This is a genomic window from Cupriavidus alkaliphilus (assembly GCF_014191175.1).
GTDB lineage: Bacteria > Pseudomonadota > Gammaproteobacteria > Burkholderiales > Burkholderiaceae > Cupriavidus > Cupriavidus alkaliphilus.
Map to the genome: position 1 here is coordinate 823,190 of NZ_JACHWE010000002.1, position 25,550 is coordinate 848,739.

General features: G+C 67.1%; 20 protein-coding genes. 3 read left to right on the plus strand and 17 right to left on the minus strand.

Annotation, left to right across the window (positions count from 1 at the left end; translation table 11 throughout):
• Window positions 1–7: 7 nt before the first annotated feature.
• From fdhF to FHX60_RS10175, 5 genes are all read right to left on the minus strand, one after another.
• Complete coding sequence (fdhF, locus tag FHX60_RS10155; RefSeq protein WP_112775510.1) at window positions 8–2,830, minus strand: formate dehydrogenase subunit alpha; 2,823 nt, start codon at window positions 2,828–2,830, stop codon at window positions 8–10.
• Between the two features lie 26 nt (window positions 2,831–2,856).
• A complete protein-coding gene (locus FHX60_RS10160) occupies window positions 2,857–4,566 on the minus strand; it encodes an NADH-ubiquinone oxidoreductase-F iron-sulfur binding region domain-containing protein (protein WP_112775511.1) in 1,710 nt (569 codons plus the stop codon).
• Between the two features lie 182 nt (window positions 4,567–4,748).
• Window positions 4,749–6,068, minus strand: a complete 1,320-nt coding sequence (gene oxlT / locus FHX60_RS10165; protein WP_092309942.1) for an oxalate/formate MFS antiporter — start codon at window positions 6,066–6,068, stop codon at window positions 4,749–4,751.
• 638 nt (window positions 6,069–6,706) lie between these two features.
• On the minus strand, window positions 6,707–6,925 hold the full coding sequence (locus FHX60_RS10170; RefSeq protein ID WP_183283260.1) for a hypothetical protein: 219 nt from the start codon (window positions 6,923–6,925) through the stop codon (window positions 6,707–6,709).
• A 133-nt stretch (window positions 6,926–7,058) separates the two neighbouring features.
• Window positions 7,059–7,982 (minus strand): LysR family transcriptional regulator, encoded by a 924-nt coding sequence (locus FHX60_RS10175; protein ID WP_112775512.1) that lies wholly within the window; start codon window positions 7,980–7,982, stop codon window positions 7,059–7,061.
• A 309-nt stretch (window positions 7,983–8,291) separates the two neighbouring features.
• Here FHX60_RS10175 and FHX60_RS10180 point away from each other — a divergent pair, with 309 nt between their 5' ends.
• Together FHX60_RS10180 and FHX60_RS10185 are read left to right on the plus strand one after the other, a co-directional pair.
• Complete coding sequence (locus FHX60_RS10180) at window positions 8,292–9,233, plus strand: LysR family transcriptional regulator (protein WP_183283261.1); 942 nt, start codon at window positions 8,292–8,294, stop codon at window positions 9,231–9,233.
• 116 nt (window positions 9,234–9,349) lie between these two features.
• Window positions 9,350–9,655 carry an HAD family hydrolase gene (locus FHX60_RS10185; protein ID WP_012356314.1) on the plus strand — a complete coding sequence of 102 codons (306 nt, stop codon included), beginning with the start codon at window positions 9,350–9,352 and terminating at the stop codon, window positions 9,653–9,655.
• A gap of 55 nt (window positions 9,656–9,710) precedes the next feature.
• Here FHX60_RS10185 and FHX60_RS10190 read toward each other — a convergent pair whose 3' ends face one another.
• Window positions 9,711–10,169 carry a DUF2269 family protein gene (locus FHX60_RS10190; protein ID WP_183283263.1) on the minus strand — a complete coding sequence of 153 codons (459 nt, stop codon included), beginning with the start codon at window positions 10,167–10,169 and terminating at the stop codon, window positions 9,711–9,713.
• Window positions 10,151–11,431: an SDR family oxidoreductase gene (locus tag FHX60_RS10195; protein ID WP_244981245.1), complete on the minus strand. Its 1,281-nt coding sequence runs from the start codon at window positions 11,429–11,431 to the stop codon at window positions 10,151–10,153. Before FHX60_RS10195 ends, FHX60_RS10190 begins: the two co-directional genes overlap by 19 nt.
• Before the next feature lie 12 nt (window positions 11,432–11,443).
• Here FHX60_RS10195 and FHX60_RS10200 point away from each other — a divergent pair, with 12 nt between their 5' ends.
• Window positions 11,444–11,998 (plus strand): hypothetical protein, encoded by a 555-nt coding sequence (locus FHX60_RS10200; RefSeq protein WP_221209950.1) that lies wholly within the window; start codon window positions 11,444–11,446, stop codon window positions 11,996–11,998.
• A gap of 259 nt (window positions 11,999–12,257) precedes the next feature.
• On the opposite strand, the gene FHX60_RS10205 is transcribed toward FHX60_RS10200, so the two are convergent.
• The 10 genes from FHX60_RS10205 to FHX60_RS10250 form a co-directional block, all read right to left on the minus strand.
• Complete coding sequence (locus tag FHX60_RS10205) at window positions 12,258–13,835, minus strand: AMP-binding protein (RefSeq protein ID WP_183283266.1); 1,578 nt, start codon at window positions 13,833–13,835, stop codon at window positions 12,258–12,260.
• Between the two features lie 136 nt (window positions 13,836–13,971).
• Window positions 13,972–14,409, minus strand: coding sequence for a PAS domain-containing protein (locus FHX60_RS10210; protein ID WP_092309963.1), 438 nt, complete (start codon window positions 14,407–14,409; stop codon window positions 13,972–13,974).
• Between the two features lie 157 nt (window positions 14,410–14,566).
• Window positions 14,567–15,817, minus strand: coding sequence for a formyl-CoA transferase (gene frc / locus FHX60_RS10215; RefSeq protein ID WP_092309966.1), 1,251 nt, complete (start codon window positions 15,815–15,817; stop codon window positions 14,567–14,569).
• A gap of 39 nt (window positions 15,818–15,856) precedes the next feature.
• Window positions 15,857–17,596: an oxalyl-CoA decarboxylase gene (gene oxc / locus FHX60_RS10220; protein ID WP_183283268.1), complete on the minus strand. Its 1,740-nt coding sequence runs from the start codon at window positions 17,594–17,596 to the stop codon at window positions 15,857–15,859.
• Window positions 17,597–18,034: 438 nt separating this feature from the next.
• Entirely contained in the window at window positions 18,035–19,432 is a 1,398-nt protein-coding gene (pntB, locus tag FHX60_RS10225) for a Re/Si-specific NAD(P)(+) transhydrogenase subunit beta (protein ID WP_183283269.1), read from the minus strand.
• A 16-nt stretch (window positions 19,433–19,448) separates the two neighbouring features.
• Window positions 19,449–21,008, minus strand: a complete 1,560-nt coding sequence (locus tag FHX60_RS10230; protein ID WP_183283270.1) for a Re/Si-specific NAD(P)(+) transhydrogenase subunit alpha — start codon at window positions 21,006–21,008, stop codon at window positions 19,449–19,451.
• Between the two features lie 37 nt (window positions 21,009–21,045).
• Complete coding sequence (locus FHX60_RS10235) at window positions 21,046–21,828, minus strand: fumarylacetoacetate hydrolase family protein (RefSeq protein ID WP_183283271.1); 783 nt, start codon at window positions 21,826–21,828, stop codon at window positions 21,046–21,048.
• Window positions 21,829–21,977: 149 nt separating this feature from the next.
• The gene (gene frc / locus FHX60_RS10240) at window positions 21,978–23,210 is read right to left on the minus strand and encodes a formyl-CoA transferase (RefSeq protein ID WP_062802884.1); all 1,233 of its coding nucleotides are present in this window, start codon (window positions 23,208–23,210) and stop codon (window positions 21,978–21,980) included.
• A 315-nt stretch (window positions 23,211–23,525) separates the two neighbouring features.
• Entirely contained in the window at window positions 23,526–24,245 is a 720-nt protein-coding gene (locus FHX60_RS10245; RefSeq protein ID WP_018008574.1) for a GntR family transcriptional regulator, read from the minus strand.
• Between the two features lie 270 nt (window positions 24,246–24,515).
• On the minus strand, window positions 24,516–25,493 hold the full coding sequence (locus FHX60_RS10250; protein ID WP_183283272.1) for a 2-dehydropantoate 2-reductase: 978 nt from the start codon (window positions 25,491–25,493) through the stop codon (window positions 24,516–24,518).
• Window positions 25,494–25,550 lie beyond the last annotated feature (57 nt).

Sequence of the window (25,550 nt, forward strand, 5' to 3'; positions counted from 1 at the left end):
CTCGCGGCTAGGCCGAAGCGGGCTCCAGGATCTGCCCGCCGCCATAGCTTGATTGCACCGGCACCGCGCCGCCCGCCGTCATCCTGATCGCGCAATACTTGAACTCGGGAATCTTGCCGAACGGGTCCAGCGCCGCGTTGGTCAGCTTGTTGATCGCGGCCTCGTAGTAGCAGAACGGCACGAACACCGCGCCGCGCGGCGTGCCGGCATCGGCGCGCGCATACAGCGTGACCTCGCCGCGCCGCGACGACAGCGTGACCACGCCGCCCGGCGTGCCGCCCAGCGCGTCGAGGTCCAGCGGATGCACCAGCGCCACCGGATCGGGTTCGATCGCATCGAGCACGCCGGCACGGCGCGTCATGCTGCCGGTATGCCAGTGCTCCAGCTGGCGCCCGGTGATCAGCACCATCGGGTAGTCCGCATCGGGGCGCTCCGCGGCCGGAATGATGTCGGCGGGGACAAAGCGGCCACGGCCGGTGGCGGTCGGGAAGCTGTCCGTGAAAATCACCGGCTCGCCCGGATCGCCCTCTTCCATGCATGGATAGGTCACGGCGTGCTCGCGCTCCAGGCGCTCCCAGGTCATGCCGCCGATGCTCGGCATTGCCTGGCGCATCTCGTTGAACACGTCCTCCACGCTGTCGTAGCGCCAGTCCAGCCCCAGTTGCGCCGCCATCTGCTGGACGATCCACAGGTCCTGGCGCGCCTGCCCCGGCGGATTCAGCGCCTGCCGGCCGAGCTGCACGGTGCGGTCGGTGTTGGTGAAGGTGCCGGTCTTCTCGGGGAAGGCCGAGGCCGGCAGCACCACGTCCGCCAGGTACGCCGTCTCGGTCAGGAAGATGTCCTGCACCACCAGGTGGTCGAGCGAGGCCAGCGCTTCGCGCGCATGCTCGGCGTCGGGATCTGACATCGCCGGGTTCTCGCCCATGATGTACATGCCGCGCACTTCGCCACGCTCGATCGCCTGCATTACCTCGACCACGGTCAGGCCCGGCTGGCGGTCCAGCGGCATGCCCCACAGCGCCTCGAAGCTGGCGATCGCCAGCGGGTCGTCGACGCGCCGGTAGTCCGGGTACATCATCGGGATCAGCCCCGCGTCGGAAGCGCCCTGCACGTTGTTCTGCCCGCGCAGCGGATGCAGGCCGGTGCCGGGCCGGCCGATCTGGCCCGTCATCAGCGCCAGCGCGATCAGGCAGCGCGCGTTGTCGGTGCCATGTACGTGCTGCGAGACGCCCATGCCCCACAGGATCATCGAACCCTTCGAGGTGGCATAGACGCGCGCGACCTCGCGGATGGTCTCGGCATCGATGCCGCAGATGGGTGCCATCAGCTCTGGGCTGTACGCGGCCACATTGCGCTGCAGCTCGTCGAAGCCGATGGTGCGGCTGTCGATGAAATCCCGGTCGACCAGGCCCTCGTTGACGATCACATGCATCATCGCGTTGAGCAGCGCCACGTCGGCATCGGGCTTGAACTGCAGGAAGCGCCAGGCGAAGCGCGCCAGGTCGGAGCGGCGCGGATCGGCCACGATCAGTTTGGTGCCGTTCTTCACCGCGTTCTTGATCCAGCTGGCCGCGACCGGATGGTTCACGGTCGGGTTGGCGCCGATCACGATCACCACCTCGGCCTTGTCGACGTCCATCACCGGGTTCGACACCGCGCCCGAGCCGATCCCTTCCAGCAGCGCCGCCACCGACGAGGCATGGCACAGCCGCGTGCAGTGATCGACGTTGTTGCTGCCGAAGCCGGTGCGCACCAGCTTCTGGAACAGGTAGGCCTCTTCATTGCTGCCCTTGGCCGAGCCAAACCCGGCCAGCGCGCGCTTGCCATGGGTGTCGCGGATCTGCGCGAGCTTGCCGCCGGCGAGCGCCAGCGCCTCTTCCCAGCTGGCTTCGCGGAACACGTCCATCACGTGGTCGGGATCCATGACGAAATCGCCCTGCTTGGGCACGCCGTCGCGGCGCACCAGCGGCACCGTCAGCCGCTGCGGATGCTGGACATAGTCAAAGCCGTAACGGCCTTTCACGCACAGGCGCTGGTGGTTGGCCGGGCCATCGCGCCCTTCCACGAACAGGATGCGGTTGTCCTTGACGTTGTAGGTCAGCTGGCAGCCGACGCCGCAGTACGGGCACACCGATTCCACCTGCTTGTCCGGCACCGCCAGCGCGGCATCGCGCGCCGGCATCAGCGCGCCGGTCGGGCAGGCCTGCACGCATTCGCCGCAGGCGACGCAGGTGGAGGCGCCCATCGGGTCGTCCATGTCGAACACGATGCGCGCATCGTCGCCGCGCAGCGCCAGGCCGATCACGTCGTTGACCTGTTCGTCGCGGCAGGCGCGCAGGCAGCGGGTGCACTGGATGCAGGCATCCAGGTTGACCGCGATGGCCGGATGCGACAGGTCCGCCGCCACGCGTTCGCGCGGGGCAAAGCGCGGCTTGCCGACTTCCAGCTTCGCCGCCCATTGGTCAAGCTCGTTGTGGCGCGTGTATTCCGCTTCCGGCATGTCCGACTGCAGCAGCTCCAGCACGGTGCGCTGGGCGCGGCGGGCGCGCTCGGATTCGGTCTGCACCTGCATGCCTGCGGCGGGATAGCGGCAGCAGGACGGCGCCAGCACGCGCTCGCCCTGGATCTCGACCATGCAGGCGCGGCAATTGCCGGCAGGCTCGAGGCCGTCCTTGTAGCACAGGTGCGGCACGTCGAAGCCTTCGCGCTGCGCCACCTTCAGCAGGCTTTCGCCGGGCTGCGCGCTGACTTCACGGCCGTTGAGGGTAAAGGTGACCGCTGGCTCGGCGGATTCGACTAGCGCGCGTTCGGCGCGGGTCAGTGCATTCATGTCTGTCTCTCAGGCTCGGGCCAGCATCAGGCCAGTTCGTGCGGGAAGTACTTGATCACGCAGTCGACGGGGTTCGGCGCGGCCTGTCCCAGGCCGCAGATCGAGGCATCGCGCATCACCGCGGACAGGTCATCCAGCGCCGCCAGGTCCCATTTCGGCTGGCGGATCAGGTCCAGCGCCTTGGCCGTGCCGGTGCGGCACGGCGTGCATTGCCCGCACGACTCATGCTTGAAGAAATGCATCAGGTTGCGCGCCGCCTGCGTGGCGCTGTCGTGGTCGGACAGGATCACGATCGCGGCCGAGCCGATAAAGCAGCCGTAGGGCTGCAGCGTGTCGAAGTCCAGCGGGATATTGCCCAGCGCCGCCGGCAGGATGCCGCCCGACGCGCCGCCCGGCAGGTAGCCGTAGAACGCATGGCCGTCGAGCATGCCGCCGCAGTATTCGTCGATCAGCTCGCGCACCGTGATCCCGGCCGGCGCCAGGTGCACGCCGGGGCGTTTGACCCGGCCCGAGACCGAGAACGAACGCAGCCCCTTGCGCCCGTTGCGCCCCTGCGAGGCAAACCACTCGGCGCCCTTCTCGATGATGTCGCGCACCCAGTACAAGGTTTCGAAGTTGTGCTCGAGCGTCGGCCGGCCGAACAGGCCCACCTGTGCCACATAGGGCGGGCGCAGCCGCGGCATGCCGCGCTTGCCTTCGATCGATTCGATCATCGCCGATTCTTCGCCACAGATATACGCGCCGGCGCCACGACGCAGCTCGATGCGCGGCAGGCCCGGAACCGGCGGGTCCTGCTGCAGCTGCCGCAGGGCTTCGGCCAGCAGCGCACGGCAGCCGGCGTACTCGTCGCGCAGGTAGATGTAGATCGCCGCCACGTCGACCACGCGCGCCGCGATCAGCATGCCCTCGAGGAAGCGGTGCGGATCGCGTTCCAGGTAGACGCGGTCCTTGAAGGTGCCCGGCTCGCCTTCGTCGATATTGACCGCCATCAGCCGCGGCGCGGCTTCGCCACGCACGATGCGCCATTTGCGCCCGGTCGGGAAGCCCGCGCCGCCCAGGCCGCGCAGGCCGGAATCTTCCATCGTGGCGAGTACCGCGGCCGGATCGAGCCCGCCGCCGGCCAGGTCCTTCAGCAAGGCATAGCCGCCGTCGCGCCGGTAAGCGTCGTAGTCGATATGGGGTTCGGGCGCATGGCGCACCGCTTTGGCCTGCACGGCAGTGCCGATCGCCTCGGCGCTTGCATTGTCGACCGGGTTCTGCCCGACCAGCGCGGCGGGCGCCTTCTCGCAGCGGCCGATGCAGGGGGCGGCGATCACGCGCACCTCGGTGCCGAGCAGCGCCGGCAGCTTGTCGATCAGCGCCTGCGCACCGGCCAGCTCGCAGGCAATGCCTTCGCATACGCGCACGGTCAGCGCGGGCGGCGGCGCGATCTGGCCGTCGGCATCCTCGCGCACCACGTCGAAGTGGTGGTAGAAGGTGGCGACCTCGTAGACCTCTGTCATCGACAGCCGCAGCTCGCTGGCCAGCGCCACCAGGTGCGGCATGGCGAGCTGGCCGTAGCGGTCGTTGATGCAGTGCAGGTGTTCGATCAGCAGGTCGCGCCGGCGCGGCATGTCGCCCAGCGCCACGCGCACTTCGGCCAGCGCGGCCGCGTCGACCTGCCGGCCCTTGGGCTGGCGGCGCTTGCGCTGCCGGCTGAGGCCCGTCGCCTCGAGGGGAATGACAACCTGGTTCATGGCGTGCCTGGATGTTGATTGTGGGTATGCGCTGCGCGATCAGGAAGGCGCCCGGCGGGCCGCCCTCCTGTCGTGCCTTGTTGTTGTCGTATTGTGCTACCGCGCGCGGCGGCTGTGCAGGCATCGCAGCCGCACGCGTCCGGGTACTGCCGGCGCCGGTGGGTGCCGTACTGCTTTCTTCATCAGGTCAGGTCTTCGGGCACGGTACGGTAGCCCATCGGCGCCGCCGTGTTGGCATGCACATACTTGCGGGCATGGGCCTCGCGCATCGGTTTGAGCACGAACAGCGCCATCGCCGCGGTCAGTGCCGCCATGCCAGCAGCCACCATGAACACCGCATGCCAGCTGCCGGTGGCGGCGGTGATCACGCTGGAGAACGGCACCAGCAACGCGGCCGTGCCCTTGGCGGTGTACAGCAGGCCGGCATTGGTGGCGGCAAACTTGGGCCCGAAGGTGTCGCCGCAGGTGGCCGGGAACAGGCTGTAGATCTCGCCCCAGGCGAAGAACACCACGCCCGTCAGCACCACGAAGGCAACCGGATGGTGGCCGTACTTCGACAGCAGCAGGATGCCGACGGCTTCGACCGCGAAGGCGAAGAACATGGTGCGTTCACGGCCGATATGGTCGGAGATCCAGCCGAAGAACGGACGCGTCAGGCCATTGAGCACGCGGTCGATGGTCAGCGCGAAGGTCAGCGCCGGCAGCGTCAGGCCGAGGATGGAGATCGGCGCCTCGTGCAGGCCGAAGTCCTTGGCGATCGGGCCCAGTTGCGCGGTGGCCATCAGGCCGCCGGCGGCCATCATCACGAACATCGCGTACATGACCCAGAAGATCGGCGACTTCAGCACCTCGCGCGGCGACGCGTTGTAGGTGGCGGCAGTCTTCAGCGTGGTCTTGACCTCGCTCAGGATCTTGGCCGACGGCGGGTACAGGGCCATGCCGAGGATGAATACCACCAGCCCCTGGCCCAGGCCGAACCACAGGAATGCCGCTTCATAGCCCGAGGTCTTGATCATGTTGGCGATCGGCACCACGGTGAGTGCCGAGCCGGCGCCGAAGCCCGCCGCGGTGATCCCCGCCGCCAGGCCGCGGCGATTCGGGAACCACTTCAGCGCATTGCCCACGCAGGTGCCATACACCGCGCCCGCGCCCAGGCCGCCGATGGCCGCCGCGACGTAAAGCATGGGCAGCGAGGACGCCACCGAGTTGAGCGCCCAGGCCACCGCGCACAGCAGGCCGCCGCCCACCACCACCGGGCGCGGGCCGTACTTGTCGACCAGGTAGCCCTCGATCGGTACCAGCCAGGTTTCGGTCACAACGAAGATGGTAAATGCGACCTGGATCGCGGTACGGCCCCAGCCGTATTTGTCGTCGATCGGGTTGACGAACAGGGTCCAGCCATACTGCATGTTGGCGATCATCGCCATGCAGATCACGCCGAATACCAGTTGCACCCACGGCGACGCAAAGCGTGACGTGGACTCCGTCTGCTGCAATTCCATGATGTCTCCTTATAGCGGCGAACCGCCAAGGTGGAAGATGGGCGCCTGTAGACGCCTCTGCGTTGACTCTCGGTCGAAGAACAGCTGAGCCGTTCCAGTGCTATACGGTATGTGATATATCAGGTAAGTCAAGCGTATTCGTCGCGGCTGTGCAGCATTCAGCCGCGTCACCTGGCGCCTTAGCCGTCACTGCGTGCGTGCGACTGGTGCGCAAGCAGCATCGATGTCGGTTCCGGCGGCATCAAGAGTCATTGGAAATCAAGCAGTTACCTCGCGTCGGATCATAAATCGGCCAACGCACGGCATCCGCAAGCATGCCGGGGATCGCGCCATCGAAAAACCGGGAAAACGATCAGTTCGGGAAAGTCCCTAGATGCAGACATGGATGCCTGACCGTGTCCGTTTCGATATGGAAGGTCGTTGAATCCACCCGGGTCTTGGCACACACAGCGCCGATGGCGAGACCAGAAACGCGCGCAAGGAGGCGCCAGGGCGTTCGCTGTAGCGAACTGAGGGGAAGATAAGGAGGGGATAAAGAGAGCGGCGGCCGTGCTCGCCATGATGGTCGCAAGGGATGCCGGCCGCTACAGCCCTTGCCATCGGCGCTTCAGCGCGAAAGCGCTGCGCGCCGGCGTGCTTCAGGCATAGGCGAGTTCGCCAGCGGCCGGCACGATGCGCGACGCGCTGGCGCGGCCCATGCCGTCGCTGTGCTGGTTCGAGCCCAGGCCGGCAAAGCGGCCGTGATCCTGCGCGGTTACCAGAACATCCATGGGCAGGCGCGTGGCCAGCAGCGTGGTCACGCCCACACCGACAGCAATCAGGGCCAGGCCAAGGGCGACGAGAAGAGCGACTTCCATTTTGAAAACTCCGAGCGTTGTGATCAGGAGTTTTCATTATATGCTGCGCCGCACTATGTGTAAATATCCTGTATGTAATATATCAATAGAGGTTTTGCACTAATCCAACACCTCCGCCTGCCGGCCCTCCTCTTTACACCGTCGTCGCTTCGCGCCTGCGGACAGGCGGCTCCTGGTACTCCTGGCCGCGCAAGGCGTCCCAGATCGCGGCGGCGTTGGGCTTGAGCGACCGGCTCTTGCGCCGCACCAGCATCACGGTCGATGTCACTTGCGGGCGCAACGGCCGCATGACGGCAGCCGGATGCATGCCGCCGGCCTGCGCCCGCGACGGCACCACGCCAATGCCCAGCCCCAGCGCCACCATGCCGAACACCGCCGCGAAATGGCCCAGCAACTGCAGCGAGCCGGCGCGCACGTGATAGCTGCTGAGCGCCTTTTCCACCACGGGTTGCACGCCGCACTGCTGGTCCAGCGTCAGTACACTGGCATCGCACAGGTCGCCCCACCCTACCGTGTCGTGCTGGGCCAGCGGGTGCTTGGCGGGCAGCACGGCGTAATAGGGGTCAACGCACAACGGCTCGCAATACAGGTCATCGCCGGCGCGCGGATCGGTGGCGATGCCGAAGTCGACCTCGCCGCTGCGCACGCTCTGCAGCACCGATTCCTGCGGACGGTCTTTCAGGTGGATGGCGATTGCCGGCCACGCCTGCCGGCACCCGGCAAGCCAGGTCGGCAGCGACATCGAGCTCAGCACCGGGTCCGACGCGATCTGCACCAGGCCCTGGCACGGCCGGCTGGCGCTCTGGCTGTCGCGCAAGGTCTGCTCCACCTCTTCGATCAGGTGGCAGATGCGCTGGGACAGGTGCTGGCCCGCGTCGGTCAGTTCCACCTGGCGCGTGGTGCGGTCGAACAGCCGCTGGTCGATCTCTTCTTCCAGCTCGCGCACGCTGCGGCTGACCGCGGATTGCGTCAGGCCCAATTCGACCGCGGCGCGCGTAAAGCTCTTGTGCCGCGCCACGGCGGCAAACGCCTTCAGTTGCGGGAGCGAGATATTCATGGCCTGCTCCCCTGCCCCATGCCGGCCTGGCTGGGGCGAAGCCTGTTGTCTTCAGGCAGGGCACGGCGCCGCGGGGCACGCGCGGTTGCGTTCGGTCCGGTCACGGTAGTCTCCTTGGTGTTTGGCGTGGCTGTCGGCAGCCATCGTTGTTATCGGCCGTGCTGGTGGCCGGCGGCTGGCTCCTGCCGGAGTGCCGGATTCGGGCGGGTCATGGAAAAGCTGACGATTGATGCTACTTGAATCTAAGATCAGTAATGCATAAAGTTTTTTATCGTTTATATAGCGGATCGTTTATAGGACGGGAGCCGGATGAAGAACGCCACCCTGCGGCAGCTGAAGGTCTTCGAGACCGTTGCCCGCCATATGAGCTTTTCCCGCGCCGCCGAGGAACTGCACCTGACCCAGCCCGCGGTGTCGACACAGGTGCGGCAACTGGAACACCACGTCGGGCTGCCGCTGTTCGAGCAGCTCGGCAAGAAGATCTACCTGACCCCGGCGGGCCATGAAATGCTGCATTACAGCCGCAGCATCATCCAGCAGTTCCGCGAGGCCGAAGACGCCATGTCGCAGCTCAAGGGCATCTCCGGCGGGCGCCTCAATGTCGCGGTGATCAGCGCCGGCGATTACTTCTTTCCGCGGCTGCTGGCGGAATTCATGGACCGCCACGCGGGCGTGACGCTGAACCTGGCCGTGCATAACCGCGAAGAGTTGCTGCACCAGCTGGCCGGCAACCTGACCGACCTTGCCGTGATGGTGCGCCCGCCCGAGGGCATGGATACCATCAATGAGGCCTTTGCCCCGCACCCCTACGTGATCGTCGCCGCGCCCAGCCATCCGCTGGTGGGCGAGCGCAATATCCCGCTGGCCGCACTGGCCGACGAGGCCTTTGTCTCGCGCGAGAAGGGCTCGGACACCTGGAACTCGATGCAGGAAGGCTTTGCCGGCCGGCTGTCGAACCTGCGCATCGCCATGGAAATCAAGAGCACCGAGACCATCAAGCAGGCCGTGATCGCCAATATGGGCATCGCCTTCCTGTCGGCGCATACGGTGGGCCTGGAACTGCAGGCCGGCAAGCTTGCCGTGCTCGATATCGAAGGCTTTCCGGTGATGCTCAACTGGTACGTGGTGCACCGCAAGAACAAGCGGCTGCCGCCGGTGGCGCTGGCGTTCAAGCAGTTCCTGATGGAAGAAGGCGCCGAACTGATCCAGACCATCACGGGCGTGGAAGGCTTGATCCGCCAGGATGCCTGAACTGGTGTATAAACGATGACTTATGGTTTTGCTATGAAACTTTAATTATCGTAAATCCTTTGCCCTCCCTATGCTTGTCTCAACCCAACTGCCAGCGCGCATCCGAGGAGACCAGCATGAACCCAGCCCAGCAGGAAAGCCGCCACGCCGCCATCACGGTCGGCGCCGACAACCAGCCGATTCCGCGCGAGACCCAGCTCGCGGCGTATAACGCGGCCTTCATCGAACTGGGGCTGCGCTTTCGCTGGGACGCCGCCATGTATGAATGGCTGTGCGGCATCGAATGCGAAAAGGGACGAGTGGCCCGCTATATCGAGGAACACCACCCTCACCTGCTGGCCGCCTACGACGCCGCGTTCCTGAGCGGGCTGATCTTCGAGAAAAAGAACGAGTACCTGCGCGCGGTCGGCCACCTCAACTGAGCGGGTCCGATCGGTTCACGGCGAGGCGCGCGACAGCGGCCTCGCCGTTTTTTGTTCAACTGACCTTGGCCACCATCAGGTAGAAGATGGCCAGGAACGAGAGCAGCGCCGGAAACCCCAGCCCGAACCACCACCAGAACAGGCGCCAGTAGGCGCGCGGCAGCCGGGGCCCGGTGCAGTCCAGCGCCACGTCGCGCATGCGCTTCTGCAGCCAGACCACCGGCAGCCAGCAGGCAATGGCGACGGCATAAAGGACCACCGACCACTTCAGCCACGGCACCGACCACGAGAACCCGGCCATCTTCACCAGCGCATAGCCGGTCAGCGGCTGCAGTATTGCCGTCGAAGCGGTGAAGATCCAGTCGGCGATCACCACCATGCGCGCGGTGGCGGCAACCGTGCGGACATTGCGCGTGAGCGTCGCGCCGACCAGGTAGAAGGCGCTGCCCACGCCGGTGCCGAACAGGAAGGTTGCCGACAGGATATGCAGCCATTTCAGCGTGACGTAGTCCATGCCCGCTCCTCGGTCAGGTGCAGCCACCACAGCACGGCCAGCATCGGCACGTTCTTGCTGAGCGGGCCATACGGATGCAGCCAGTATTCCGGCAGGCGCACGCTGATGATCGCCGTGTAGCCCAGGATGAGCGCGATCTGCGCCAGCCACAGCCAGCGCGGGCGCCGCGGCAGCACGCACAGCACGCCGAAGGCGAGGTCGAGCAGCGCGGCGCCATACAGTGCCAGCGGCTGCAGCGCCGGCGGCACGCCCGCGCGCGCAAGCAAGGCATAGCTGTCGGCCACCGGGTACAGCCCCAGCGAAACCGCCGCGGTGATGAACCACACCAAGGCCAGGCTCCAGCGCAACAGCGGATGGATCCAGCGCTGCAGCGCCTGCGCGCGCAACGCGCCGCGCAGTCCCGGCGGGATGAATGCAGGCACCGCCCGCGGCGGCCGCCCGAGCACGCGGGCAAGGGCGGACGGATCCGCCACGCTGCCCTGGTCCAGCATGGTCAGCGCATCGCGCCCGAGCACGCCGCCGGTGGCGCGTTCGGCCAGCGGCATCACGGCCCGGGCCAGCGCGCGCGGCAGCGGCAGCAGCCAGGCCTTGCCGCGCAAACCCAGGCTTTGGCGCAACGCCTGCAGGTAGCCGGCCAGCGGCATTGGCGCCGGGCCCACCAGCGCGAGCCGGCCGGAGCGCCAGGGCGCTGCGCCGCCCCATTCGGCCAGCAACGCCACGATGGCCTGCGCCACGTCGTCGACATGGACCGGCTGCACCGGCTGCCCGCCGCCGCCCGGCAGCGCCAGGCAGGGCAGCGTCGCCAGCGCGCAGAACAACTGCGCACTGGTGCCGTCGGCACCGAACACCAGCGACGGCTGCAGCACCACGGCATCGATGCCGAGCCCGAGCAGGTGCTGGTCGGCCGTGCGCTTGCTGCGATGGAAATCGGTCAGCGCGTGTTCGTCGGCACCCAGCGCCGACATCTGCACCACCAGCCGCACGCGCTGGCGCTGGCAGGCATCGAACAGCGCCTGCGGCGCGGCGCGGTGCAGCACGTCGAAGCGCTGCGTCGCGGTCTCGCGGAAGATGCCGACCAGGTTGACCACCGCGTCGACATCGGCCAGCAGCGGCGCCCAGTCCGCTGCCGCGGTCATCCGCGCGAAATCGACGGCACGGAATTCGCTTGCCGTGCAGGCATGGCCGCTGTGCGGCGCTTCGGGTGCATCGTGCGCGGGCACGCGCCGCACGCCCGCGATCACATGGAATCCTCCAGCCAGCATTGCGGCGCAGGCATGGCGGCCGATAAAGCCGCTGGCGCCGAGCACCAGCACCCGGTGGATGGGGCCACGGTGCTGCGCCGCGCCGTGGTCTCGGGCACCTGCGCCAGCCTGCTGTCCACCGGCATGCTGGCCTGCGGCGGCAGCGTCGACTGCGGCAGCGCCTTCGCGCCCGTCAACGCCGTCAGCCACTGGGTCTGGGGCGAACGTGCCGTGCATGTCAACCGGCCGTCGGTGCGGCATACCGTGCTGGGCTATGTCATCCACCATGCGATGTCGGTGTTCTGGGCGGCGTTCTACGAAGGCGCGATGGCCGTCGGCGCCACACATGGCGATGTCCACCCCAGCACGCGTCCTGCCGTATACCCCACGGCGCCGACGCGCGTGCTCGGCGGCCTGGCGATTGCCGGCATTGCGTGCTTCGTCGACCTGAAGTGCACGCCCCATCGCCTCACCCCTGGCTTCGAGCGCCGGCTGTCGCCCGGCATGCTGGCGCTGGTCTACGTCGCCTTCGGGCTGGCGCTGCCACTGGGCGCGATGCTACTGCGGCACGCCGGAAAACGCGCTTGAGTCCGGCCCCCACCCGCGTGGCTTTATCCGTCCTGCTGCACGCAGCGCCAGTAATTTTCACACGGCTCTCCCGCTTTTACCGTTTCCGCCGCGCGAGGGCGGGCCTCCGCGTTGTGCCCGGCAACGCGCTGCACCATCCGTGCAAGCTCCACGCCACCGCGCCCCGGCGCTGTGCTGCAGCGCGTGCGGGAATCGTCGCAGCATTCCGCGCCCGGCCCTGCGAACCCGTCGGCCGCCGAGCCGGTCGGCAGGGCCGCGCTCAGCCCACCTGCCGATCCTGGCCGCCCCAGTAACGGCCGCGGATGGCCTTGCGGTCGATCTTGCCCAGCGCCGTCAGCGGCAGCGCATCGGCAAACACCACCTGCTTGGGTGCGTTGACCACCCCCTTGTGCCGGGTCACGTGGGCGATCACGTCGGCCTCGGTCAGGTCAGTGCCGGGGCGGGCCACCACTACGGCCGTCACGGCTTCGCCCCACTTGGGATCGGGCACGCCGATCACCGCGGACATGGCAATGGCCGGATGCAGCGCCAGGCAATGCTCGACTTCGCTCGGGTACACGTTGAAGCCGCCGCTGATGATCATGTCCTTGGCACGGTCGACCAGGTACAGGAACCCTTCGCTGTCGCAGCGCGCCATGTCGCCGGTATGGAGCCAGTCGCCGGCAAAGACCCTGGCATCTTCTTCCGGCCGGTTCAGGTAGCCCTCCATCACCAGCGGGCCGCGCACGCACAGCTCGCCCACCTCGCCCGGCGCGACTTCCCGCATCTGCGCGTCGAGCAGCCTGACCTGGTTGCCGGGGATCACCTTGCCGCACGAGCGCAGGCGCTCGGGGTGGTCCGGATCATGGTCGCGCGGGCTCAGGTAACTAATGCACATGGGCGCTTCGGCCTGGCCGTAGATCTGCCCGAACACCGGGCCGATGCGGCGCAGCGCGTCGGCCAGGCGCACGGGGGCGATCGGCGCCGCGCCGTAGAGCACCAGTTCCAGGCTGGAGAGGTCGGCCGTGTCCAGGCCATCGCAATCCAGCAGCCCGTAGATCTGCGTGGGCACCAGGAAGGTCAGGTTGATGCGGTGCTCGGCGACGCGGCGCAGGAAGTCCGCCGGGCTGAACTTGTCGCACAGGTAGATGGTGCCGCCGCGCAGCAGCGTCGGCAGGAACAGGCTGCCGGACGCGTGCGAGATCGGCGTGGTCACCAGGTAACGCACCTGCGCCGGCCATTCGTAGGTGGCCAGCATGTACTGCAGCATCGTGACCGAGGTGCGGTGGGTATGCAGGATGCCTTTCGAACGTCCGGTGGTGCCGCCAGTGTACGACAGCTTGCTGATCTCGGTCGGGTCATCGCCGGGGACCACGGGCGCGTCGTCGAAGTCCGCCGCGGCGCGGGCCAGGCCGGGGCCGAACTCGCCATCGTCGAGCGGCAGCACCTGCAGCCGGGTGCTGGCGGCGAGCGTGCGCGCCCGCTCGGTGAAGCGGGCGTTGTCGACCACCAGCGCCTGCACGCCCGCGTCTTCCAGCACGAAAGCATGGTCGGCCTGCGCCGCCATCGGGTGCAGGGACACGGCCTTCAGCCCGGCCAGTTGTGCGGCGATGATGGCCGCGACCGCCTCGGCGCGATTGCCCACCAGGAAGGCCACGGCGTGCTGGCGCGCGAGGCCGCGGGCAGCGAACAGCCGCGCGATGCGCGCGCTTTGCCGGGCCAACGCCTCGTAGCTCAGCGTGACGTCGTCGCCGACGACGGCGGGTACGCCAGGCCGTGCACGCAGCGCCGCGGTATAGAGCTGGCCGACGGTCGCGCCGCCGTGGACGACCGAAGCCGCCGAAGCCTGACGGGCCATGTTGTCTCCCTGTCTTGTTCTGGTCAGGCTCCCAATGTTGGCGGCCGTCCGGCACCACGTCAACGCTTTTGGTACCGCAAAGGCCGGGTTAAGACGAGGTGAAGTCCACCGGTGCCGGAGTCATGCAAGCGCGCACTCAGGCCTGTTCCTTGACCTGGCTCTCCAGTTCCACCAGCCGCTTCTTCAGCGCCCGCTCTTCCTGGAAGCGCACGGTCTCGTCGCGGATCACGGCGACGATGCCGGTGACGGCGCCGGCGGCGTCCTTGAGCAGCGCCACGGTGAAGGCGATCGACATCGTCTTGCCGTCCTTGTCGACCGCCGGCACCTTGAGCAAGTCATGGCCGTAGCGCGTGATGCCGGTCGCCATGGTCTTGTCGTAGCCCTCCCAGTGCCGCCCGCGCAGCCGCTCGGGGATGATCAGGTCCAGCGACTGGCCCATGGCTTCGGCCTGGGTGAAGCCGAACATGCGCTCGGCGGCCGGATTCCACAGCGTGATGGCGCCCTTGGCGTCGGAGATGATGATGGCGTCGCCGATGGCGGACACCAGTTGCGCGTAGTCGATCTGCTCTGTCATGGGGATTCCCTCTCGTCATCTGCAAACGGCAGCGGCCGGGGCGCGCCGGTGCCATCAAGGTAGCGTGCCACATCGCGGCGTCACAAGCAAAAACGCCGGAGCCCGCTGTACGCGCGGGCCCCGGCGTCGGCGCCGGCACGAATGCCGGCGGTCGGCGTCAGATCACCTGGGACTCGCGCAGGCGCTTGATGTCTTCCGCACCGTAGCCCAGGCCGGCCAGCACTTCTTCGCTATGCTCGCCCAGCAGCGGCGAGCCGGTGATCTCCGGCTTCAGGTCGGAGAACTTGATCGGGCTGCCCACCGTCAGGTAGCTGCCGCGCTCCTTGTGCGGCACCTCGGTGATGCTGCCGCTGGCACGCAGCGACGGATCGGCGGCAATCTCCTTCATCGACAGCACCGGCGAGCACGGGATGTCGAACTTGCGCAGGATGTCGACCGCCTCGTACTTGGTCTTGTCGGCCAGCCATGCCTCGATGGTGTTGAAGATATCGAAGATATGCGGCTGGCGTGCCTTGGCGGTGGCGTAGTTGGGATCGTCGATCCATTCCGGCTTGCCCAGCGCCTTGCAGATCGGCTCCCAGGCATGGCCCTGGATGGTGAAGTAGATATAAGCGTTGGGATCGGTCTCCCAGCCCTTGCACTTCAGCACCCAGCCCGGCTGGCCGCCGCCGCCGGCGTTGCCGCCGCGCGGCACCACGTCGCTGAAGGTGCCATGCGGATACTGCGGGTACTCTTCCAGGTAGCCCAGGCGGTCCAGGCGCTGCTGGTCGCGCAGCTTGACGCGGCACAGGTTCAGCACCGCATCCTGCATCGACACCGCCACCTTCTGGCCCTTGCCGGTCTTGTCGCGGCCGATCAGCGCGGTCAGGATGCCGATCGCCAGGTGCATGCCGGTGTTGGAATCGCCCAGCGCCGCGGCGGAGACCGTGGGCGGGCCGTCCCAGAAGCCGGTGGTCGAGGCCGCGCCACCCGCGCACTGGGCCACGTTTTCATACACCTTCAGGTCTTCATAGTGGTGGCCGTCGCTGAAGCCCTTGACCGAAGCCACGATCATCTTGGGGTTCAGCTCGTTGATGCGTTCCCACGAGAAGCCCATGCGGTCCAGCGCGCCCGGCCCGAAGTTCTCGACCAGCACGTCCGACTCGCGGATCAGCTGCTCCAGGATCTTCTTGCCTTCCGGCTTCTTGGTGTCAAGCGTCAGGCTGCGCTTGTTGGAGTTGAGCATGGTGAAGTACAGCGCGTCGACATCCGGGATGTCGCGCAGCTGGGTGCGCGTCACGTCGCCGGAACCCGGGCGCTCGACCTTGATCACGTCGGCGCCGAACCACGCCAGCAGCTGGGTGCAGGCGGGACCCGCCTGGACGTGCGTGAAGTCGATGATCTTGATGCCGTTGAGTGGGAGGTTCACGTTCGTCTCCTATTGGATTAGGGGGTGAAATCGGGTGAATTACTTCTTGGCCGAGCTTTGCGGATTGAGGTTGGTCAGGCGGCCGCTTTCGGTGCCGGCAGCGGGGTCGATGACGGCGTTGACCAGCGTCGGCCTGCCCGAGCGCAGCGCTTCGTTCACGGCGGCTTCCAGTTCCGCCGGCGTGGTGACGTTGGCGCCGACGCCTCCGAACGCTTCCATCATCTTGTCGTAGCGCGCACCCGGGACGAAGGTCGTGACCGCCGGGTCGGTGCCGCCGGTGGGGTTCTTGTCGATGCCCTTGTAGACGCCGTTGTTGTTGAAGATGACGATGCAGACCGGCAGGTTGTAGCGGCAGATGGTCTCGACTTCCATGCCCGAGAAACCGAATGCGCTGTCGCCGCACAGCGCCAGCACCGGCTTGCCGGTCTCGACCGCCGCTGCCACCGCGTAGCCCATGCCCACGCCCATCACGCCCCAGGTGCCAACGTCCAGGCGCTTGCGCGGCTCGTACATGTCGATCACGGCGCGGGCGTAGTCCAGCGTGTTGGCGCCCTCGTTGACGAACGAGATGCCCGGGTTGGCCTTGACCACGTCCTTCAGCACGCCCAGCGCGCCGTGGAAGTTCATCGGCGCGGCATCCTTGGCCCTGGCCAGGGTCTCGGCCATCTTCGCCAGGTTGGTGTCCCTGCGGTCCGCCACCGCGTTCAGCCAGTCGGCGCCCGGCTTGGCGAAGTCATTGCCGATCTTGTCGAGCAGCGCCGTTACGCACGAGCCGATGTCTCCTACCACCGGCGCGGCGATGGCGACGTTGCTGTCCATCTCGGTCGGCGCGATGTCGACCTGGATGAACTGCTTGGGCTTGCCCCAGGTCTTGCCCTTGCCGTGCGACAGCAGCCAGTTCAGGCGGGCGCCGACCAGCAGCACCACGTCGGCTTCCGCCAGCACATAGGAGCGCGCCGCCGACGCCGACTGCGGATGGGTATCGGGCAGCAGGCCCTTGGCCATCGACATCGGCAGGTACGGGATCCCCGTCTTCTCGACCAGCTTGCGCAGGTCCGTCTCGGCGCGTGCGTATGCGGCGCCCTTGCCGATCAGGATCAGCGGGCGCCTGGCGGTCTTCAGCAGCGCGACGGCGCGGTCGACCGAGTCCGGTGCGGGCAGCTGGCGCGGCGCCGGGTCCACCACCTTGATCAGCGACTGCCTGCCCTTTTCGGCTTCCAGCGACTGGCCCAGCAGCTTGGCCGGCAGGTCCAGGTAGACACCGCCCGGACGGCCCGAGACGGCGGCGCGGATGGCACGGGCGACACCGACACCGATGTCTTCGGCGTGCAGCACGCGGAACGCAGCCTTGGCGTGCGGACGGGCGATGGCCAGCTGGTCCATCTCTTCGTAGTCACCCTGCTGGAGGTCGACGATCTCGCGCTCGCTCGAGCCGCTGATCAGGATCATCGGGAAGCAGTTGGTGGTGGCGTGCGCCAGCGCCGTCAGCCCGTTCAGGAACCCCGGCGCGGAGACCGTCAGGCAAACGCCCGGCTTCTGCGTCAGGAAGCCCGCAATGGCCGCGGCGTTGCCGGCGTTCTGCTCGTGGCGGAAGCTGATGACGCGCATGCCGTTGGCCTGCGCCAGACGGGCCAGATCGGTGACCGGGATGCCGGGCAGGCCGTAGATGTTTTCGATGCCGTTCAGCTTCAGCGCGTCGATGACCAGATGGAAACCATCGGTTTGTGCCTGCTGCTCTTCCGCGGCGTGACGCTGCAGCTCGTTTCCGACTTCTGCCATGGTTGCTTCCTTCTATGCAAATTTGACTGGGGTGGGAATTTTTGTGACTCAGGCTGCCGCGGGAGTGCCTGGGGCCCGCTTCGCTACGACTTCCGACATGCTTGGTCTCCTTTTCGACTTGTGTTCGTGGTGCGCGGGCGCTGTGCCCTGCTGCGGTCGGTGCCGGCTCCGTTTCGACCGGTCTTGATGACATACGGTATGTGATATATCAGAGAACGGCAAGCTCTTTTCTATCTCTGTGACCAACTTTCGTCAGTGCACCGCAGCAAACCTGGCTGGATCTGCGCGTAAATCAGCGTAATTCCTCAATCCAGGCCATTTATTCGCATTTCGCACCAATGCGGGCGGTCGATCCGAAATCGCCTTAAAAGGCGAGCTCGGACTACAGATATATCACATACAAGGTTCCCGACCGCCGACGCGGCGGCTTCGACAGGGTCAGGCTGCCACCTCTTCCAGCTGCCGCAGCAACGCATCGACGCTGCCCTTGGCGTCGCCAAACCACATGCGCGTGTTGTCCTTGTAGAACAGCGGGTTGTCGACGCCCGCGTAACCCGCCGCCATGCTGCGCTTTGACACCACCACGGTCTTGGCCTTCCACACCTCCAGCACCGGCATGCCGGCAATCGGGCTGGCGGGGTCTTCCAGCGCACCCGGGTTGACGATGTCGTTGGCGCCGACCACCAGCACCACGTCGGCCTTCTCGAAGTCGTCGTTGATCTCTTCCATTTCCAGCACGATGTCGTACGGTACCCGCGCCTCGGCCAGCAGCACGTTCATGTGCCCCGGCAGACGGCCGGCCACCGGGTGGATGCCGAAGCGCACGTTGACGCCCTGCGCCCGCAAGCGCCGCGCAATCTCGCTGATGGTGCCCTGCGCCTGGGCCACCGCCATGCCGTAGCCCGGCACGATGATGACTTCGCTGGCGTCCTTGAGCAGGCTGCTGACTTCCTCGCTCGACACCGGCAGCACCTCGCCCTGCTCGGTCGCCGCGCCCTGCGCCTGCACCGCGCCGAAGCCACCCAGGATCACCGACAGGAACTTGCGGTTCATCGCCTTGCACATGATGTAGCTGAGGATGGCGCCGCTCGAGCCCACCAGCGCGCCGGTGATGATCAGCAGGTCGTTGCCCAGCATGAAGCCGGTCGCCGCCGCCGCCCAGCCCGAATAGCTGTTCAGCATCGACACCACCACCGGCATGTCGGCGCCGCCGATGGCCAGCACCAGGTGCGCGCCTACTAGCAGCGCGATCACCGTCATCGCCGCCAGCGGCACCAGCCCCTGCTGCGGATCCGGCGCGGCCAAAAAGGCATAGCCCAGCCACACGCACAACAGCAGCGCGCCGGCGTTGAGCACGTGGCGCCCCGGCAGCAGCATCGGCTTGCCGCCCATGGTGCCCTGCAGCTTGAGGAAGGCGATGATCGACCCGGTGAAGGTGACCGCGCCGATCAGGATGCCGAGGTAGGTCTCGACCTCATGGATCGCCTTCTCGGCGCCGCTGAGCGTGGTCGGCTCCAGGTAGCTGGCGTAGCCGACCAGCACCGCGGCCAGGCCGACGAAGCTGTGCAGCACCGCCACCAGCTGCGGCATCTGCGTCATCTCGACGCGCCGCGCCAGCATGGCCCCGGCAATGCCCCCCACCACCATCGCCCCGATGATGATGGCGATGCCGTCGGGGCTGCCCGCCAGCACCGTGGTCATGACCGCGATCACCATGCCGGCAATGCCGAGCATGTTGCCGCGCCGGGCGGTGGCGGGATGGCTCAGTCCGCTCAGGCTGAGGATGAACAGCGCGCTGGCGGCGAGATAAGCGATATTGCTGATTCCGGATGGCATGGTTCTCTCCCTGGCCTTAGTCGCGCTGGAACATCTTCAGCATGCGCTGCGTCACCAGGAAGCCCCCGGCGATATTGATGGTGGCCACCAGCACCGCGCAGCCCGCGATCACCGCCGTCAGCAGCGACGGCTTGCCCAGCTGCACCAGCGCCCCCACCACGATGATCCCGCTGATGGCATTGGTCACGCTCATCAGCGGCGTGTGCAGCGCCGCGGTGACGTTCCACACCACCTGGTAGCCGACGAAGATCGCCAGCACGAACACCGTGAAATGCGCCATGAAAGCGGGTGGCGCGACCGCCCCGAGTCCCAGCAGCGCAGCGGCCGCCAGCGCCAGTGCAATCAGCGTCGTGCCGGTGCGGCTGCGCGGCGGCGCGGCTTCGGCCGGCACCGGCACCTCGGCCGGCGCCTGCTGCTGCGGTACCGCCACGGTCAGCGGCGGTGGCGGCCAGGTCACCGCGCCCTGGTGCAGCACCGTCGCGCCGCGGATCATCTCGTCGTCCATGTTCACCACCAGCTGGCCGTCCTTGCCCGGCGTCAGCTCGCTCAGCAGGTGGCGGATATTGGTGCCATAGAGCTGGCTCGCCTGCGCCGCCATGCGGCTGGGCAGGTCGGTGTAGCCGATGATGGTGACGCCGTCGCGGCGCACGCTTTCGCCCGGCACCGTCAGCACGCAGTTGCCGCCCTGCTCGGCGGCCAGGTCCACCACCACGCTGCCGGCGCGCATCAGCCCGACGGTGCCGGCCTCGAGCAGCTTGGGCGCCGGCTTGCCGGGGATCAGCGCGGTGGTGATGATGATGTCGACCTGGCGCGCCTGCTCGGCGAAAAGCCGCATCTCCGCCTCGATAAAGGCCGGGCTCATTTCCTTGGCGTAGCCGCCGCTGCCGCTGCCGTCCTCTTCGATCTCGACGGTGAGGAATTCCGCGCCCAGGCTCTCGATCTGCTGGCGCACCACCGGCCGCGTATCGAAGGCGCGCACCACCGCGCCCAGGCTGCGCGCCGCGCCGATCGCCGCCAGCCCCGCCACGCCCGCGCCGATCACCAGCACGCGCGCCGGCGGGATCTTGCCCGCGGCGGTGATCTGCCCGGCGAAGGGCCGGCCGAAGGCGTGCGCGGCTTCGATCACCGCGCGGTAGCCGGCCATATTGGCCATCGAGCTGAGCGCATCCAGCTTCTGCGCGCGCGAGATGCGCGGCACGCAGTCCATCGCCAGCACCGTTGCGCCGCGCTGCGCCAGGCGCTCGAGCATAGCCATCTGCTGCGCCGGCCAGACAAAGCCGATCAGCGTGGCATGCTTCTTCAGCAGCGCCGCCTCTTCCACGCCCAGGCTGGGATGGACCTGCGGCGGGCGCACCTTGACCACCACGTCGACCGAGGCCCACAGGCTGGCCGCGTCGACAATGGCCGCGCCGGCGGCGCGGTAGTCGTCGTCCGAGAACGACGCTTCCAGCCCGGCACCGGTCTCCACCGCTACCTGGTAACCGAGCTTGAGCAGTTCCTTGACCGAGTCCGGAGTCGCGGCAACGCGCCGCTCGCCCGGGTGGACCTCGCGCGGCACACCGATCGTCATTGGCATGGCATTCACCGTTTCAGGAAAGGGATCTGGCGCCGGCTCAGCCGCGCACGTGGTTGACCAGCGAGCCGATGCCGGCGATCGACACCTCGACCACGGCGCCGTCCTTCATCGAACCCACCCCCAGCGAGGTACCCACCGCGATCACGTCGCCCGGCATCAGCGTCAGGTCCTGCGAGATCCGGCTGACCTGTTCCTCGGGCGAGAAGATCATGTCCGAGAGGGGGTAGTTCTGCCGCTCCACGCCGTCCAGCCGCGTGACCACGCTGGCGGTTTTCCAGGAGAAGCCGGTGACGATGGCCGGGCCGATGCAGCCGAAGGTGTCGAAGCCCTTGGCGCGGGTCCATTGCGGGAAATTGGGATCGGCCGTGATCAGCTCGGCCGCGGTCACGTCGTTGACGATGGTGTAGCCGAAGATATGGGCACCGGCCTCCGCCACCGTCACGTTGCGCGCCTTCTTGCCGATGACGATGCCCAGCTCGCCTTCGTAGACGATCTTGCCGTCGTAGCTCTTGGGGCGCTGCACGGCGTCGTTGGGACCGGCCAGCGACGACGCGGGCTTGATCAGGAACAGCGGGTGCGTCGGCACCGGCTTTTCCAGCTTGCGCGCCAGCGCGTGGAAGTTGTTCCACAGCGCCACCACCTTGCCCGGCGTGCACGGCGCGACCACGGTCAGCGCGGCGCGATCATGCACGGCGCCGGTGGCGGTGGGATCGTCGAAGCCGTCGCCGTCATATTCGACGACGCGGTTGTGGTCGGACTCATCGATGCGGCCATGGCCGATGCTGCCGTCGGCGCGGCGAAAACGTATCCAGGTTTGCACAGCATGCTCCTTGCGCAGGCAAAGGAAGGCCCCGCCTGCGCCGATGTCGGTTGCAGGGATCTTGGAAAGGGAGGAAAAGCAGGGCGGCGCGGCACGCTCGTCATTCCCGCGCTGGCGGGAATGACGGCGGCCATCGCATCAGGCCAGCCTCATACCGCGCCGGCCAGCTTCATCGCGGCGATCTGCGCGGGCGTGCGGCCCAGCCACTCGAGAATCTCCTCGGTATGCTCGCCCAGCAGCGGCGAGCGTTCCACCTGCACCGGCGAGGCCGACAGCGTGATCGGGCAGCCCAGCTGCACATAGTTGCCGCGCTGCGGATGCTCCAGCTCGACCAGGTAGCCGCGCTGGTACAGCGACTCGTCCTCGATCAGGTCCTTCATCGACAGGATCGGGCCGCACGGCACATCGACCTCGTTCAGCGCCGCCATCACCTCGAACTTGCTGATGCCGCGCGTCCATTTCTCGATGACGGCGAAGCAGTCGGCCAGGTGCTTGAGGCGCGCTTCCGGCGTGGCGTAGTCCGGGTTGGTGATCAGGTCCTCGCGCCCGCACAGGCGCATCAGCGGCTCCCAGCCCTGCGGCTGGATGATGACGTAGACATAGTCGTTGGGGCCGCCCGGCGCGCAACGCAGCGCCGCGCCCGGCTGCCCGCCGCCCGAGGCATTGCCCGCGCGCGGCACGTGGTCGCCGAATTCCTCGTTGGGATATTCACGCAGCGGACCGTTGGCCAGCCGCTGCTGGTCGCGCAGCTTGACCCGGCACAGGTTCAGCACCGCGTCCTGCATCGCCACTTCCACGCGCTGGCCGCGGCCGGTGTGCTCCCGGTGCAGCAGCGCGGCCAGGATGCCGACCACGGCATGCACGCCGGTGCCGGAATCGCCGATCTGCGCACCGGTCACGGTGGGCACGCCGTCGGCCTCGCCGGTAGTGGAAGCCGAGCCGCCCATGCACTGCGCCACGTTCTCATAGGCCTTGCAGTCCGCGTACGGGCCCGGGCCGAAACCCTTGATCGAGGCATAGACCAGACGCGGGTTCAGGTCCTGCATGTGGTCCCAGTCGAACCCCGCGCGCGCCAGCACGCCAGGCCCGAAGTTCTCGATCAGCACGTCGCTGCGCTGGATCAGGTCTTCGAGCAGCGCCTTGCCTTCGGGCGTCTTCATGTTCAGCGTCAGGCTGCGCTTGTTCGAGTTGAGCATGGTGAAGTAGAGGCTGTCCGCGTTCGGCACGTCGCGCAGCTGGCTGCGCGTGATGTCGCCGCGTCCCGGCATCTCCACCTTGATCACGTCCGCGCCCAGCCACGCCATCAACTGCGTCGCCGACGGGCCCGCCTGGACGTGGGTCATGTCCAGGATGCGCACACCTTGCAGGGCTTTGGTTTCCATTGCGAAGGGTCTCCTCTTTCCGCTATTTGTAGTCTCTGATGACATACGGTATGTGATATATCAGAAGAGAGCAAGAGGAGTTTGGCGCTTCCGGGGCAAATATCGACGATGCGACGCAGCACCCGGCGCCTATCCAGTGAAGGAAAGCATAAGAACGGACGCTTTCAGTGCTGAGCCGGCATAAAGGCCCAAGCGCTTTTCACATTGATATATCACACACCATTTAGCGAAATGCCCGTCGCATGCGCGGCCAGGCCCCAAAGCAAAGCGGCGGACCGAAGTCCGCCGCTTTGCTTAACCTCGTTCCGGGCTGCTTCAGTCCAGGAAATCGCAGTGCTTTTCCACGTAGTCCGCGAGGTCCAGCGAGTGCTGCCGCACCAGCCGCTCTGCCAGTTCGGTGTCCCGCCTCTCCAGCGCCTCGATGATGCGCAGGTGGTCGACGATCGAGCGCGCCGCGCGGTCGCTCTGCGAGATCGTCATCTTCCGGATCGCGCGCACGTGGATAAAGATGTTGCGGATCGTGTCCATGATGATCTGCGACTTGGACAGCTGCACGATCGCCTGGTGGAACGCGATATTGGCGTCGGAATACTCTTCGATATGCTCGGCCGGGGTGGAGTCGCGGAAGCTGTCGAACATTCTGCGCAACTGCGCGATCTCGGCGTCGGTGGCATTCTCGGTGGCCAGCCGGGCCGCCATGCTTTCGAGCGCGGCCCACATCTGGATCATCTCGACGATCTCGCGCTTGGTCTTGCGCATGATGTAGATGCCGCGCCGCGGCACGGTGCGCAGGAAGCCTTCCTGCTCCAGCAGCGTCATGGCCTCGCGGATGGGCGTGCGGCTGACGCCCATGGCCTCGCTCAGCACCCGCTCATCCAGCCGGATCTCGTCGCGCGACTGGTAGATGTCGGCGTCGGCGATGGCTTGGCGCAGCATGGCGTAGGCCTGGTCGCGCAGGCTGGCGCCGGCGTTGATCGGTTGTACCGACAGGGACAGCCCGTTGGGCTGGACGATGGATTGGCTTTGCGCAGACATGAATGTGCTCGTGTGAGACCGGCGGCCGGACGGCCGGAATGGCTGCCCGCCGCATTGCTGCACAGCTTAGCAAAAACGCCTGACCCATTATGAAAACGCATCAAACGATGCGCGCTCCACATGCATCGGCACAAAAGCGGTGCGCGGCCTGTCGTATATGGTATATCACAATCGCCCTGCCTTACGACTTCGCGAGCCGGGAAAGCGTCACCTCGCGTACCCGGCCCGCGCTTCCGAGGACGCCTGACCCGATGGCGTCCCCCCGGCTCCTCAGGCGGCAAGCTTGGCCATCGCGTCGCGCTGCTTGATCAGCCCGAGCACGGCATCGCACATCGGCGTCGGCTCGCCCACCAGCCGCCCCATTTCCTGCACCACCGTCAGCAGCGGATCGATTTCCATGGCCCGCCCCGCCTCCAGGTCCTGCAGCATCGAGGTCTTGTGCGCGCCCACGGCGCCGGCGCCGTCGATGCGCCGCTCCACGTCGACGCGGAATTTCACCCCGAAGCGCTCGGCGATGCCCTGCGCCTCCACCATCATCTGGCGCGACAGCGCGCGCGTGGCGGGGTCGGCGGTGATCACGTCGAGGGTGGCGTGGGTCAGCGCGCTGATCGGGTTGAAGCACAGGTTGCCCCACAGCTTGAGCCAGATCTCGTCACGGATGTTCTCGCGCACGGGCGCGTCGAGGTCGGCGGCCATCATCATTTCGCTGAGCCCGGTCACGCGCGCCGAGCGGCTGCCGTCCGGCTCGCCCAGCGGAAACTTCTTGCCATAGACATGCTTGATCACGCCCGGCGCGACGATTTCGGCGGCGGGATAGACCACGCAGCCGATGGCCCGCTCCGGCCCCAGGCGCTGCCACTGGCGCCCGCCGGGATCGACGCTTTCCAGCGTGCGGCCGGCCAGCTCGCCGCCATGCTTGTAGAAGTACCAGTAAGGAATGCCATTGACACCCGTCACGATCGCGGTGTCCGGCCCCAGCAGCGGCTGCATCTGCTCCACCACGCCGGGCACCGAATGCGCCTTGAGGGTGATGAACACGTAGTCCTGCGGCCCGAGTTCACGCGGATCGCTGGTGCAGCGCACCTTCGCCACACGCTCCTCGCCATCGATCAGCAGCTTGACGCCGTGCTCCCGCATCGCCGCGAGGTGGGGTCCGCGCGCGACGAAGCTGACCTCGGCCCCCGCGCGCGCCAGCTGCGCCCCGACATAGCCGCCGATGGCACCGGCGCCGTAGATACAGACTTTCATATGCTGCCTCCTTGATGGCTCGATTGGATCTTTTGATATATCACATACTATATTCCA